Source organism: Enterococcus aquimarinus (assembly GCF_001885765.1).
GTDB classification, from domain to species: domain Bacteria; phylum Bacillota; class Bacilli; order Lactobacillales; family Enterococcaceae; genus Enterococcus_I; species Enterococcus_I aquimarinus.
Genome location: NZ_JXKD01000003.1, coordinates 151393 through 164557, shown reverse-complemented (window position 1 = coordinate 164557; position 13165 = coordinate 151393). Strand labels below are relative to the sequence as shown.

The 13165-nt window shown below is 38.6% G+C and carries 15 protein-coding genes, 1 pseudogene and 1 other annotated feature; of the genes and pseudogenes, 10 read left to right on the top strand and 6 right to left on the bottom strand.

Translation table 11 applies throughout. The features are described 5' to 3' along the window. Window positions 1-10: 10 nt before the first annotated feature. Complete coding sequence (locus tag RU93_RS03810) at window positions 11-817, top strand: MBL fold metallo-hydrolase (protein ID WP_071874279.1); 807 nt, start codon at window positions 11-13, stop codon at window positions 815-817. A 101-nt stretch (window positions 818-918) separates the two neighbouring features. Here RU93_RS03810 and RU93_RS03805 read toward each other — a convergent pair whose 3' ends face one another. The 3 genes from RU93_RS03805 to RU93_RS03795 form a co-directional block, all read right to left on the bottom strand. Further along, entirely contained in the window at window positions 919-1671 is a 753-nt protein-coding gene (locus RU93_RS03805) for a hypothetical protein (RefSeq protein WP_071874278.1), read from the bottom strand. A 224-nt stretch (window positions 1672-1895) separates the two neighbouring features. Next, complete coding sequence (gene ald / locus RU93_RS03800) at window positions 1896-3008, bottom strand: alanine dehydrogenase (RefSeq protein ID WP_071874277.1); 1113 nt, start codon at window positions 3006-3008, stop codon at window positions 1896-1898. 180 nt (window positions 3009-3188) lie between these two features. Continuing rightward, the gene (locus RU93_RS03795) at window positions 3189-5123 is read right to left on the bottom strand and encodes an ABC-F family ATP-binding cassette domain-containing protein (RefSeq protein ID WP_071874276.1); all 1935 of its coding nucleotides are present in this window, start codon (window positions 5121-5123) and stop codon (window positions 3189-3191) included. Window positions 5124-5318: 195 nt separating this feature from the next. On the opposite strand from RU93_RS03795, the gene RU93_RS03790 reads away from it, so the two are divergent. Then, window positions 5319-5963: a redox-sensing transcriptional repressor Rex gene (locus tag RU93_RS03790; RefSeq protein WP_071874275.1), complete on the top strand. Its 645-nt coding sequence runs from the start codon at window positions 5319-5321 to the stop codon at window positions 5961-5963. Between the two features lie 46 nt (window positions 5964-6009). Here the strand turns inward: RU93_RS03790 and RU93_RS03785 are convergent, their stop codons facing one another. Continuing rightward, on the bottom strand, window positions 6010-6357 hold the full coding sequence (locus RU93_RS03785; protein WP_071874274.1) for a thioredoxin family protein: 348 nt from the start codon (window positions 6355-6357) through the stop codon (window positions 6010-6012). Between the two features lie 205 nt (window positions 6358-6562). Here RU93_RS03785 and RU93_RS03780 point away from each other — a divergent pair, with 205 nt between their 5' ends. From RU93_RS03780 to RU93_RS03755, 6 genes and pseudogenes are all read left to right on the top strand, one after another. After that, window positions 6563-6832: an IreB family regulatory phosphoprotein gene (locus tag RU93_RS03780; RefSeq protein ID WP_071874273.1), complete on the top strand. Its 270-nt coding sequence runs from the start codon at window positions 6563-6565 to the stop codon at window positions 6830-6832. After that, entirely contained in the window at window positions 6829-7260 is a 432-nt protein-coding gene (gene ruvX / locus RU93_RS03775; protein ID WP_071874272.1) for a Holliday junction resolvase RuvX, read from the top strand. The genes RU93_RS03780 and ruvX overlap by 4 nt, the downstream gene beginning before the upstream one ends. A 35-nt stretch (window positions 7261-7295) precedes the next feature. Then, window positions 7296-7595 carry a DUF1292 domain-containing protein gene (locus RU93_RS03770; protein WP_071874271.1) on the top strand — a complete coding sequence of 100 codons (300 nt, stop codon included), beginning with the start codon at window positions 7296-7298 and terminating at the stop codon, window positions 7593-7595. Window positions 7596-7743: 148 nt separating this feature from the next. Next, window positions 7744-7893, top strand: a pseudogene (locus RU93_RS03765) (UTRA domain-containing protein); the annotation flags it as partial. 184 nt (window positions 7894-8077) lie between these two features. Then, window positions 8078-8313, top strand: a binding site (T-box leader). Between the two features lie 85 nt (window positions 8314-8398). Next, window positions 8399-9241, top strand: a complete 843-nt coding sequence (locus tag RU93_RS03760; RefSeq protein ID WP_071874270.1) for a MetQ/NlpA family ABC transporter substrate-binding protein — start codon at window positions 8399-8401, stop codon at window positions 9239-9241. A 140-nt stretch (window positions 9242-9381) separates the two neighbouring features. Continuing rightward, window positions 9382-9861 carry a hypothetical protein gene (locus RU93_RS03755; RefSeq protein ID WP_143139412.1) on the top strand — a complete coding sequence of 160 codons (480 nt, stop codon included), beginning with the start codon at window positions 9382-9384 and terminating at the stop codon, window positions 9859-9861. Between the two features lie 54 nt (window positions 9862-9915). On the opposite strand, the gene RU93_RS03750 is transcribed toward RU93_RS03755, so the two are convergent. Together RU93_RS03750 and rnhC are read right to left on the bottom strand one after the other, a co-directional pair. Then, on the bottom strand, window positions 9916-11025 hold the full coding sequence (locus tag RU93_RS03750; RefSeq protein ID WP_071874268.1) for an NAD(P)/FAD-dependent oxidoreductase: 1110 nt from the start codon (window positions 11023-11025) through the stop codon (window positions 9916-9918). Further along, a complete protein-coding gene (gene rnhC, locus RU93_RS03745; RefSeq protein ID WP_071874267.1) occupies window positions 11022-11948 on the bottom strand; it encodes a ribonuclease HIII in 927 nt (308 codons plus the stop codon). Before rnhC ends, RU93_RS03750 begins: the two co-directional genes overlap by 4 nt. Before the next feature lie 139 nt (window positions 11949-12087). Between rnhC and zapA the strand changes: the two genes are divergently transcribed. Beyond that, entirely contained in the window at window positions 12088-12528 is a 441-nt protein-coding gene (zapA, locus tag RU93_RS03740; RefSeq protein WP_071874266.1) for a cell division protein ZapA, read from the top strand. 18 nt (window positions 12529-12546) lie between these two features. Continuing rightward, entirely contained in the window at window positions 12547-13092 is a 546-nt protein-coding gene (locus RU93_RS03735) for a CvpA family protein (protein ID WP_071874265.1), read from the top strand. Window positions 13093-13165 lie beyond the last annotated feature (73 nt).

Sequence of the window (13165 nt, the reverse complement as noted above, 5' to 3'; positions counted from 1 at the left end):
GGTTTTATAAGTGGATCAAACAGCAGCATTTCAAATTAGTGTTTTAGCCAGTGGCAGTTCTGGTAATAGTTTATATATCGAAAGTGAGAAAAAGAAAATTTTGGTGGATGCTGGACTAAGTGGCAAGAAAATCACCTCATTATTACAGGAGATTGGAAAAACACCAGAAGAATTAGATGCTATTTTTGTGACTCATGAGCATCGTGACCATATTCACGGGGTAGGTGTATTAGCTAGAAAATACAAATTAGATATTTATGCCAATGAAAAAACATGGCAAGCGATGGATCCTTTAATTGGCATTGTTCCAACCGAACAAAAATGCCATTTTGAAATGGGAAAAGTTTTAACCTTTGGAGACATCGATATTGAAAGTTTTGGTGTCTCTCATGATGCAGCAGCACCCCAATTTTATCGTTTTCATAAAGCGAATCGCTCCTTTGTGATTTTGACAGATACGGGCTACTGTAGCGATTATTTAAGAGGATTACTAAAAGGTGCCGATGCTTACTTAATGGAAAGCAACCATGATTTAGAAATGCTCCGAATGGGGGCATACCCCTGGAATTTAAAACAACGAATTTTAGGGGATTACGGACATCTCTCCAATGAAGATGGGGCACTTGTTGCAGCAGATGTATTGACGGATCAAACAAAGCGTATTTATCTAGGACACTTAAGTCGAGAAAATAATATGAAAGAACTTGCTCATTTAACAATGGAAGGTATTTTGAGAGAACAAGGATTTGCGGTGGGGCAAGCGTTTGAAATATATGATACCGATCCAAATCAAGCGAGTGAGCTGTTTTCAATTTAGGATGCGTACTTATCGATAATTCGTCAGCTACTTATTACTACTTAAGAAGCCTCGACAATTGTATAAAGAAAGTCACAAAGAAAGATGAGGGACTAATACAGTCAATCATCTTTTTTAATAGATAGTTTTTCATAAGATTTATGAAAATCACCTTTGTTAAACGGGATATCCTTGAAACGACTGTCTCCAATAATTTCACGGGTTACTGTTGTCGAAGGTAAATCTAAATAATCTAATAAGTGCATATGAGAGTATCGAGAATGCTCATCTAATTCACGTTTTAAAACAGCTTGAAAAAACATACCCCTTGATAATCGAGTGGCTAAACTTCGAGTCAGTCGATCCGATTTAATGGTAAAATGATTCGTCATGTATAAAAGCGTTTTCATTTTTTGGGGTTCCATACGTACTAGTTGACCTGGATTAATCCATATCGTCATTTTTGACCGAACAGGACCTAAGGGAATTAAGCTATATTTACCCGTCGCAAAAGGGATAACGGTAGTTTTTGATTTAGACAGTTGTTGAAAGGCCTTACGATATGTTTCAAAATCCATTTCAATTTCTTCTTTTAAAAGTTGGGAGATAATGTGATAGGGTGGACGATTGACATAAGCGAAATTATTTTGGTAAAGAATAAATGTGTGACGGTAGTTGTCGCTTTCTAGAGGAATTAAGCCTAAAATATCACAATCACGGTAGAGAATCGGGGCGGGAGAATAGGTTTTTAGGAGGTGGTGGATATTCATTTGGTTAAATCCGTCACTCTCGAAGTAAGGTAAAAAAGAAGGTAAAGGATGGAAATATTTTTTTTTGTATGGTCGGGGAGACTTGGAATCGTGAGTCTGATACATTGACAACACTCCTTTTTTAATCTATTTTTAATGATATTATACATTTGTTATTTAATTTTTTCATCATTATTTAAATTTACTTACCATTTTTTAATAATCATTGATGATTAAAACGCGCATCAAAGTGAAAAGTTATACCACCGTTTTTCACTAAGCATAAGACCTAAAAAACAAAGAGTGGCGAGAATTCTCGCCACTCTTTGTTTTTTAGGTCTTTAATCAGATTAAATCAGTGTTTCTAATGGTGTTCCGGGAAGAGATAAATCATCTGCAATCCCTAATTCCACTAGGTGTCCTTGATACGTATTAACGCCACGGTACAAGGCAATATTTTCCTGGATTGCTGTTAAGAACGATTCGTTTGCAATTTGTTTGATGTAAGGTAAGGTCATGTTGCTTAAAGCATAGGTTGCGGTTTGAGCAACGGCACCCGGCATATTTGCAACAGCGTAGTGAATAACACCCTCATCTACATAAGTTGGATGATCGTGAGTAGTGGCAGAAGCACTCGTTTCAAAAATACCGCCTTGATCAATCGCGATATCGACAATCACTGATTTATCAGGCATATTTTTGACCATTTCACGCGAAACTAAAGTCGGCGCTTTACGACCAGGTACGAGCACGGCACCAATCACTAAGTCGGCAGTCAAAAGTTGTTGTTCAATATTAAAGGCATTTGATAAAAGCGTATTAATCTGTCCATTAAATTGATTTTCTAATTCTTTTAGACGATTGACATTGATATCTAAGACAGTAACATTTGCTCCAAATCCAGACGCGATTTGGGCAGCATTTGTTCCGGAAACGCCCCCACCAATCACCACGACATTTCCTTTACGAACGCCGGGTACGCCAGCGAGTAGAATCCCTTTTCCACCGTATGGACCTTCTAAAAATTGAGCCCCAATTTGGGCAGCCATTCTTCCAGCAATTTCACTCATGGGTGCAAGTAAAGGGAGCGTCCCATTATCTAAGCGGACACCTTCATACGCAATTGAGGTCACTTTAGCGGCCATTAATGCCTCTGTAACGCTCTTATTCGCAGCAAGATGCAAGTAGGTAAATAAGATCAATCCTTCTCTAAAATACTGATATTCTTCTTCGAGTGGTTCTTTTACTTTTAAAACCATTTCACTTGCCCATACATCTTTGGCTTCATCTAAAATAATGGCACCAACTTCTAAATAAGCTTCATCAGAGATTGCGGAGCCTTCACCGGCACCTTTTTCAACAAAGACTTCATGGCCCGATTGAACGAGCTCATAAACGCCGGCAGGAGGTAATGCGACTCGGTTTTCATTGTTTTTAATTTCTTTTAAAATTCCAATTTTCATTTATACCCACTCCAATATTTTTAGCTTACTAAAAAGTATAGAGGAAAAGAAGCGAAATTACAATGACTGCAAGAAGATTCAGAAAATTTATTGAAAAAACTTAAGAAGTAAAAAAGCATCCCATTTTGCAGCGATAGCCGAAAAGTGGATGCTTTTTTGAATCGTTTGAACAAGTAGAAATTACTCGAAGGACTCTAGTTCAAGACTGATTTCTTCCCATTCTAATAGTAATTGTTCTTGTGCTTGTTGTTTTTCTTCCATTGTTTTTTGGATTTCGAGCAATTTCAAATGATCATTTAAGACAGTGGACTGGGTCATTTGTTCTTCTAAATGGCTGATTTCTGTTTCAATTACTACTAATTCTTCTTCAATAGTGGTGACTTTTCGTTTCAGCTGACGAATCTTTTTTTGTTCTTCCTTACTTTGTTGAAAGGTTTGTTTTCCTTTAGAAATCGTCGTCTCTACGACTTCTGGAGCCGCTGTTAGTGCAGCGATTTCTGCTTCTTCTTGTTTTTTTTCTAAATAGTAATCGTAATCACCAAGATATAAACGGCTACCATCTGCTGAAAGCTCAATGACTTTTGTCGCAATACGGTTGATAAAATAACGGTCATGGGAAACAAATAAAATCGTTCCTTCGTAGTCGATTAGCGCATTTTCTAACACTTCTTTACTATCGATATCCAAGTGATTGGTCGGCTCATCCAAAATTAAAAAGTTTTCGTGATTCATAGCTAGTTTGGCCAAAGCAACCCGTGCTTTTTCGCCACCACTAAGTAAACCGATTGTTTTGTCAACATCCTCTCCAGAAAAAAGGAAACTCCCTAACACCGAGCGAATTTTAACCTCAGGTGTGGTCGGATGGTCATCCCAAAGTTCTTTTAAAATGGACTTTTGTAAATGTAATTGTTGTTGCCCTTGATCGTAATAACCAATCGTAACATTCGTGCCATAATGAATCTCACCTGCAAGAAGGGGAAGTTGTTTTAAAATTGATTTTAACAGTGTCGACTTACCAATCCCGTTTGGTCCGACCAACGCAATCGCATCTTTTTTACGGATATCTAGTTGAATATTGTTGGCTAAGATTTGTTCTTTTTCATAACCAATGGCCGCATCTTGAACTTGTAGGACGACATTGCCAGAAGGGGTATCAATATCAAATAAAATATTCGCGGATTTCTCATCCCCATTTGGGCGGTCTAACCGATTGATTTTTTCTAATTGCTTTCGTCGACTTTGCGCTCTTTTTGTCGTTGAAGCACGGACAAGATTACGTGCCACAAAATCTTCTAGTTTGTGGATTTCAGACTGTTGTTTTTCATACGCTTTCCAGTCGAGGGCGAGTTGTTCTTCCTTCAATACGAGGAAGCGACTATAGTTTCCTTTATAATGTGTCATCTTAGAGCGACTAATCTCGTAAATTTCTTTGACAACTTCATCTAAGAAATAACGGTCATGGGAAACAATTAATAGTGCACCTTTGTAATTTTGTAAATATTTTTCTAACCAATCCAACGTCTCGATGTCTAAGTGGTTGGTCGGCTCATCTAAAATAAGTAAATCGGGTTGTTGTAATAACATTTTGGCCAATGCGAGACGTGTTTGTTGTCCTCCTGAGAGCGAGTCGACTGTTTGATCGTAGAACTGAGCATCGAATTTAAAACCGTGAAGAACCGATCGAATCTCATTTTCATAACTATAACCGCTGCTCTCAGCAAAAAGATGTTGGAGATGATCATACTCTTTTAAGAGCCGTTGCCCTGCTGGTGTCTCCAAATCCGTTGTACTAATTAACTGTTCGACTTCGCGCATCCGACTTTCCATTTGTCGCACTTCTTGAAAAGCATCGAGCATTTCATCCCACACGGTTGCGTGCGACGCAATACCTGTATTTTGTGCAAGGTACCCCATTGTTAATGACTTTGTTTTCGTAATGACACCTTGATCCGGCGCTTCCAAACCTGCGATTATTTTGAGTAGTGTCGACTTACCAACACCATTGCGACCTACTAAACCAATTCTAGCGTGTGAATGAATTTCAAATTGAATATTTTCAAATAAAACCTCTGCTCCAAATAAACGAGCAATCTGGTTTCCTTGTAATAAAATCATAAAATAACCCTCGTTTCCATTTCCATCAATCATGTGATTTTAAGCTAGTTTATCATATATTTTCATGTGTCGCGACTGTGAAAAAAAAATTTGAAAAAAATCACAAATTTTGAGCATGGCAATTGCCTTTTGACAGACAAATTTGATATGATGGTAGTTGAAATAGTGAACTTTTCACAAATGGAGGTCTTTTAATTGAAAGAAAATCAAATTCCAAAGGCAACAGCGAAACGTCTGCCTTTGTATTATCGTTATTTACGTATCTTAAATGATGCGGGTAAGAAGAAAGTGTCTTCAACCGAATTAAGTGAAGCAGTCCAAGTCGACAGTGCCACAATCCGCCGTGATTTTTCATACTTTGGTGAACTAGGCAAACGCGGTTATGGGTATGATGTGAATGATTTAATGCTCTTTTTCTCTAAAACGTTAAATGATGATCAAATGACAAACGTTGCTTTAATTGGAGTGGGGAACTTAGGGAGTGCCTTATTGAAATATAAATTTCATCAAAGCAATAGTATACGTGTCAGTGCCGCATTTGATGTGAATCCTGAAATCGTGGGACGGATTGTCGATGGCATTCCTGTTTATCCGATGAGTGATATGAAAGAACAAATTGGCATTCAACAAATCGACATTGCGATTTTAACGGTTCCAGCTGAACATTCCCAAGATGTTGTGAATGATTTAGTGACATCAGGGATTAAAGGGATTTTGAACTTCACCCCAGCGCGTATCACCGCACCAACTGACGTGCTTGTTCAAAACGTCGATCTGACAACAGAACTTCAAACACTCATTTATTTTCTACACTCTGGTGGAATCGCGCCATCCGAATAAAACGAAAAAACTTCCGATGCTTTTGTTTTCAAAGCATGGAAGTTTTTTAATTTGTAAAGAGATCGGTATAATTAGTCGGTTCCGTAATCGCTTGGTAATTTTGAATAATCATTTGAAGACGATCAAAATCAATAAAGCGCGCTTGGCGATGAACTTCTTTTCCTTGATAAAAAACAAGAATCGCCGGGGCTGTCATCACTTGAAACGTTCCTGCTACTTCGGGCACTTCAAAAGCATCAAGCGCCAACATGGGTAAGTCAGTGTCTTCAAACATCTGCTTGATACGAGGTTGAACCGCGTGACAAACGGAACAGTTCGGCATGGAAAGATAGAGTAACACCAACGAACCCTCCTCAATGATGGCCAGTGTATCCGCAAGGGATAGATTCTTCATAAAAAACACTCCTTTTCCTGAACATTACTCAGGAAAGACAAGTTTGTCAATTGAAATGTTTTTTATCAAAAAAATTCACATTTTCCTCACAAACAGTTGTTATACTGATTATGAAAATCAATTAATTATGTTTGTAGTTTTCCTAAAGGTTTAGTACAATAGATAGAAGAAGAACGAGTTTATTTGGAGAAAGAGGTGTTGCTTTATGGGATTTACCGATGAAACAGTTCGTTTTGACTTTGATGATAGTCGCAAAAAAGAAGTAAGTGAGACATTAGCGATTGTTTATCGCGCATTGGAAGAAAAAGGCTATAATCCAATTAATCAAATCGTCGGTTATTTACTTTCTGGCGATCCAGCGTATATTCCCCGTTATCGTGAAGCTCGCAATTTAATTCGCCGTCATGAGCGTGACGAAATTTTAGAAGTCTTAATTCGTTATTACTTAAAAGACCATGGGGTTCATTTAACATGAGAATTATGGGCTTAGATGTAGGCTCTAAAACCGTTGGCGTTGCGATTAGTGATCCGATGGGGTGGACGGCACAAGGGATTGAAATCATTAAAATCAATGAAGCTGCAGGTCAATTTGGCTATAAGCGCGTGAAGCAATTGATTGATGAGTACGAAGTCACAACCGTTTGTATTGGCTTGCCAAAAAATATGAACAATTCGATTGGTCCTCGGGCACAAGCGTCCCTTGATTACGGGAAGAAATTAGAGGAACTTTACCACATTAATGTTGTGTATCAAGATGAGCGATTAACGACTGTCCAAGCAGAACGCATGCTTGTTGAACAAGGGAACGTTTCCCGCGCTAAACGCAAAAAAGTGATTGATAAAGTCGCAGCAGTAATGATTTTACAAAATTATTTAGATGCTTCTGGTAACAAATTCATCTAAAATGAATGCTAAATAAAAGAAAAGAGGACAAAGAAATGACAGAACATACACATGATCACGAAGGACACGAACATATTACATTAGTTGACGAAGATGGAAACGAAACGTTATACGAAATTCTTTTAACCGTAGATGGCCAAGAAGAATTCGGACGTAACTATGTCCTATTATACCCAGCTGGTATTCCAGAAGATGAAGAAGTAGAACTACAAGCCTACGCTTTCGTTGAAAACGAAGACGGCACAGAAGGTAGTTTAGAACAAATCGAAACAGACAAAGAATGGGATATGATTGAAGAAGTCTTCAACACGTTCATGACCGAAGAAGAAGAATAGACTTAATAGTGAGCTGAACCTTTGATATCATTGGGTTCAGCTTTTTTATTTTCTAAACTGAATGCCATTTTGAATGCCATCTACTGAATATTTAGGTGTTTTACGAAGTTTTCAACTGTTTTTTCTTTTGATTCTTGTGATCACTTTTGAGGCTGGCTATCTAAACTTGGAAGAGGGCGATCCTGTAGCGGTTGCTGAACAAATTGGTTATCTCGATACAGGGGCAGCCTTTGAGTATTCTATTTCTGTTCATCGGTATGACGAATTTTCAATTGATGTTGTGCTAACCAGAGATTGATGAAGAAAATAGAAGAGTGTACTGTTTTTATGTAGTGAACGTTCCTTTATTTAAGTAGCTGATTTAACGCTTTTCGTCGAGAAGTTCGTTCCGATTTAGATAAACTTTTGCTCCGGTCAGATTAAATTTGATTTTATTTATTGACAATGAGAAAGTTCTCATGTAAAGTACAGATAACTTAAATATTCATCCGTTGCAAAGAAGAGTAATTTTTTCGCGTGTTGTAGAGACGTTCTGGTTGGTGAAAAGAACGATACAAGAAAGAATGAAGATGGTCTTGAAGGATAAATCGTCGATAAGTAGGCGGTTTCGAAAGGTTCAATCGTTATCTTGAACACTTATTTGCTAAGTTAAGCATGTAGGGTAAAGGGAAGTGTGAACTTCCAAAAAAAGGTGGTACCGCGATCATTCGTCCTTTTACGAGTCTCTAAACTCGTAAAAGGACTTTTTTTGTTTTATCGGAATGATATTTAAGAAAAATTCGAAAAAAAAGGGGAAAATGGATATGAAAAAATGGAATAAAGTCATTCAATTTGGTTTACTTGGTGCAGCACTTGTTGGTTTAGCCGCTTGTGGCAATGAAGCGACGGATGCAGAGGGCTCAAGTGCTGAAGGATTAGAAGTCATTAATATTGCAGCGACATCTACACCACACGCAGAAATATTAGAGCAAGTGAAAGAGGACTTAAAAGAAAAAGGTTTCGAGCTAGAGGTTACCATTTTAGATGACTATCCACTATATAATCCAGCGTTAGATGCAGGGGATGTCGATGCGAATTTCTTCCAACATACACCTTATTTAGATAGTTATAAAGAAGAAACAGGTTCAGAAATTACGCCTGTTGCTAAAATTCATTTTGAGCCACTAGGGATTTATGCAGGTAAAACGAAAGATTTAGCAGACATTAAAGAGGGTGCGCAAATTTCAATTCCAAACGATGCCACGAATGGTGGTCGGGCATTGCTTTTACTTGAAGCAAACGGCTTGATTGAATTAAAAGAGGGCTCAGGCATTACTGCAACTGTGAGTGATATTACAAAAAATGAAAAAGATCTTGAAATTGTAGAATTAGCAGCAGAACAAGTAGCCCGTTCCGTTCAAGACGTTGACTTTGCCGTTGTCAATGCGAACTATGCGTTAGAAGCAGGTTTTGACGTCCAAAATGACGCTTTAGCATCAGAAGCAATCGATTCAGAAGCAGCCGAAATTTATGGGAACGTCTTAGTCGTACGCAAAGAAGATGTCGAGGCTGATAAAGTGAAAGCTTTAATCGAAGTGTTAAAAACAGATAAAGTTCGTGATTTTATCAACGATACTTACAAAGGAGCAGTCGTTCCATTATTCTAAAATGAATGACTGAAAAAAAAGAGTGTCAGGCATGGATATTTTGCCTAACACTTTTTTTGTCCTCTTGACATGAATGACGATTTTGATTGTGTAGGATTAGTGTTAACGTTTTCTCGGTTGCGAGTTGTGTGGTAAAATGGATGAAAGCACAAGAGACGAGAAAGGGTGTCTGGTCGATGTCTAAATGGTTCATGGTTTGTGAAGTCGAAAAAATTGATTTAGTAAAAGCATTGCGTCAGCTGCCGATATTTTCTTTGCCAATGCAAGAAAATGTCACGGCGGACGATGAAATCTATGTCTATCTGAAAGCCCCATTTGATGCACTGATGTATCAACTACGAGTCACGGCAATCAATCAAGCAATCTTGCCTGCAATCGAAAGGAAATACTACGACAACAGTTACCTTAACCAACAATCGCAGTATTGCAAGGTTGAAGTGCTTGAAATGTTTCCGCCAGATTTATTTACCTTGGATTTTTTAGAAAAAAATGGGTTAACACAATTAAACGATTTCGCCCCTCTTTCAGAAGAAGTCGCCTATAGTATTGAGTACCATGAGGCGGAAGGGGAAGATGATGAGGAAGAAGAAATCGACTTTCCAATTGATGATATCTATTAAATTACCTAAAAAAGAAACTGCCTCGCTAAAATAATGGAGGCAGCTTCTTTTTGCTTATTCTACTTTTTTCAGATAATTGCTAATTGGTTTTTGATAAGCCTCGACGGACCAAGCATTCGTATTTAAACGTTGAGCCAGTAGGTAACCAATGAAAGGTCCAACGGTTAAACCAGAAGAACCTAACCCACTAGCGACAAAGAGCGTATCATCTTCCGAAGGTGACCCGAAAAAGGGTGCAAAGTCAGAAGTATAAGCTCTTGTTCCAATGCGGTATTGATAGGGAGAAGTGAGGAATTCCTCCGTTTTTTTTAAAAAGGACTGACTGTGGTGCCACAATTGTTCAAAGGCTTCTTTTGTAGGCCTGAGGTCCCACAAGGCCTCGTTTTCATGTGTCGCACCAATTAAAATTTTTCCTTGTTGAAAAGGAATCAAGTCAGCTTCACCATCGAGCATGACAACAGGCCACTGCTCACTTTCAAGAAAAGGTGTTTGAAATTCCAAAAGTTGTCCTTTTTGGGGACGAATATCAACGTGATAACCAAGAGGCCCCAAGATTGGTTTTAAGGATGGGCCAGCGGTAATGATTGCTAAATCAAATGTATCGCTATGTGTAGCTGTCGTAACGACCCAATCGCTTCCTTTTTTAGTTAAAGTTGCCCGCTCTTTTACGATGGACAAGCCTTTATCAATCGCCAATTGCTGCAAGCGCGCCAAATAAGCTTTCCCATCTAGTCGTCCACCACCACTTATTTTTAAAGCTGGCGTCTCTTTTAAGAGTGGGAGTTCGAGGCTCGTTTCTTCTTTTGAAAGTAAGGTAATGTTGCCCATCTCAGGGGCTTCTTCTTTTCGTGTTTGGGCAAAATCGTAAAGAGCTTCTAATTGCGTTTCTTGGCGTAAAATGAGCGTTCCACATCGTGTATAAATGGACTCATCTAACTGAAAATCGCTGACTAATTTTGGGAAGAAAGCAGCACCGTCTTTTGCTAGTTGATACCATTTTTTATTTCGACGCTTCGAAACCCAAGGAGAAATGATACCGGCACTGGCACGAGTGGCTTGCCCGATTTCATCGTCATAAAGAGTGATGGCAAATTGTGTTGTATCTAAATAATTTGCGAGTGTCAAACCAACGATGCCACCCCCAATAATGGCTATCTTTTTCATTCGCTCATCCTCGCTAACTTCAGCGCTTTTTGAGTATTGGCAAAGTGGAGTTTCGCGTATTGCTCGAGTAAGGGAAGGCCCCCACGTTTTAAAATAGTGGCTGCCACTTGATCTGAACGTGTCCCGGCGCCAGAAGGTAACACGATGCCTAATTCGGACGAACCGACTCTTAAACTTTCTAAAAATTTTGCGCGACATAAAATAGACGCGGCGGCTACAGCTAAATGATATTGTTCCCCTTTTGTGATGAAATAAAGGTTCTCAGTAATGGGGTTCTTCTCACCTTTTAAATATTTGCGATAATTGTTTTCTGGTGTAAATTGATCAATTAAGATTCCTTCGGGTTGCTCGGGTTGGATCTGCTCGAGCAGTAGTTGAATCGCTTGATTATGCAGTGCGACTTTCATATGGACCGCATTATATTTTGGCTGGATGGCATTGTATTTTTGAGGTGTCACTTCCAAGAGTTTAAAGGGCACAATCTCTTTAATTTTGGGTGCTAAAGCCGTAATATCATGATCGGTTAGCATTTTTGAATCTTTTACCCCTAGCTGTTTTAGCTTAGGTAAGTGTTCTTTTGCAGCATACACCGCACAAACGATTAACGGACCAAAGTAGCTCCCGTTACCGACTTCATCACTGCCAATAAAACTTTTCTCCGCGATGTTTTTTGGTAGAATCGTAGCCGCTTTTACTTTTTTTTCTTCAGGAGTGATAGCCAAGTTTTGCCAACGTTGGGCTTCTTGTTCGGCTTGACCTCCTTGAAATAAAATTTTGCCGGAAGTATAGGCGGTAATCGTTGTCCCATTCTTTTTAGCAATAAACTGGGTGTAGGGCACTGATTTGTTTATTTGATTTTTATGATAGTAAGCTTGGACGGTGGCCAGCTGATTTTTGGGTAATTGAATAACAACGTGACTCATAGACAACCTCTTTCTTTATTTTTTTATAGTTTACCATACAAAAATGAAGAATAATCAAAGAAAAAGCTAAAGCACGTAGCAAAAAAGGAAAATTTCTTTTATAATGTTTAGGAGTAGTTTTTTTAGGAGGATAAGCTCGATGGCCAAAGCAAAAATAAGATACAAAGCAGTCATTGCGAATCAATCGTATACGATTATTGGGCAAGAAACGAGCCAACATATGGATCGGGTAACGAGACTGGTGAATGAACAATTACAAGAAATTCGACAAATGGCGCCTCAAACAAGTCAAGAAGAAGCAGCAATCTTACTTGCAGTGAACGCGATTTCCGATCAATTGAAAAAGCAAGAAGAGCTGTTAACGATCAGAGAAAAAATGATTGGCTTAAAAGAACAGGCACTAAAATCAATCGAATTAGAAAATCGTCTAAAGCGCATTGAAGCGATTGAAATTGAGGCCAAAGAAGTCTTAGAACGGACTGGTCGTGGCGATGTTGAAATTCGCAATCATATGGAAGCACAACAAATATTGAATGAAGAACGAAAACGTACAATTCAAAATAAAACAGCGAAACGTTAGCAGAAAAGGAGCTGAGCAATGATAGGACTAGTCGTCTTACTAATTTTGTTAGCAGCATTTTACGGCGGTAGCCGCAGAGGAGTGGCTTTGCAACTTGTTTATTCCGGAGGATTCTTTCTGTCTTTTTTAGTCGCTCAAAAGCTCTTTTTACCATGGGGCGAAAGAATTTCGTTACTCCTTCCTTATTTATCGGTTTCACCAGATACGAAAATGGCGTTGTTCACACAAGAGCAATCGTTTGATTTAGATAAAGCTTATTATGCGGCAGTCGCTTTTATGGGTTTTTTATTTATTGGACATTTACTAACCAAATTCGTGGGCATCTTTGCGAGCGGGTTGCGTTATACACGCTTTATTCCTCAAGTTGACGGATTGATTGCCGGTTTTTTAAATGTGATCATCGCTTACGTCTGGATTTTCTTGATTTTTAAGTTGTTAACGCTGATTCCACTTGATGCGATTCAAGGCTTGTTTAAAGCGGGAAGTGTCCCACGGTGGATTGTCGAGAAGAGTCCGATACTAGCCAATTATTTTAATCAAATGTGGATTATTGATTTGATTTAAGAAAAGAATAAGAAAGAAGTAGGTCGTTTTCGTTAAGCGGTAGCTACTTCTTTTATTTTAAAGAGAGATAGGT

Bases quoted from the DNA above. Each gene is read 5' to 3' on its own strand.
- RU93_RS03805 (WP_071874278.1), bottom strand. From the start codon at position 1,671: ATGTATCAGACTCACGATTCCAAGTCTCCCCGACCATACAAAAAAAAA.
- ald (WP_071874277.1), bottom strand. From the start codon at position 3,008: ATGAAAATTGGAATTTTAAAAGAAATTAAAAACAATGAAAACCGAGTC.
- RU93_RS03795 (WP_071874276.1), bottom strand. From the start codon at position 5,123: ATGATTTTATTACAAGGAAACCAGATTGCTCGTTTATTTGGAGCAGAG.
- RU93_RS03785 (WP_071874274.1), bottom strand. From the start codon at position 6,357: ATGAAGAATCTATCCCTTGCGGATACACTGGCCATCATTGAGGAGGGT.
- RU93_RS03780 (WP_071874273.1), top strand. From the start codon at position 6,563: ATGGGATTTACCGATGAAACAGTTCGTTTTGACTTTGATGATAGTCGC.
- ruvX (WP_071874272.1), top strand. From the start codon at position 6,829: ATGAGAATTATGGGCTTAGATGTAGGCTCTAAAACCGTTGGCGTTGCG.
- RU93_RS03770 (WP_071874271.1), top strand. From the start codon at position 7,296: ATGACAGAACATACACATGATCACGAAGGACACGAACATATTACATTA.
- RU93_RS03760 (WP_071874270.1), top strand. From the start codon at position 8,399: ATGAAAAAATGGAATAAAGTCATTCAATTTGGTTTACTTGGTGCAGCA.
- RU93_RS03755 (WP_143139412.1), top strand. From the start codon at position 9,382: ATGAAAGCACAAGAGACGAGAAAGGGTGTCTGGTCGATGTCTAAATGG.
- RU93_RS03750 (WP_071874268.1), bottom strand. From the start codon at position 11,025: ATGAAAAAGATAGCCATTATTGGGGGTGGCATCGTTGGTTTGACACTC.
- rnhC (WP_071874267.1), bottom strand. From the start codon at position 11,948: ATGAGTCACGTTGTTATTCAATTACCCAAAAATCAGCTGGCCACCGTC.
- zapA (WP_071874266.1), top strand. From the start codon at position 12,088: ATGGCCAAAGCAAAAATAAGATACAAAGCAGTCATTGCGAATCAATCG.
- RU93_RS03735 (WP_071874265.1), top strand. From the start codon at position 12,547: ATGATAGGACTAGTCGTCTTACTAATTTTGTTAGCAGCATTTTACGGC.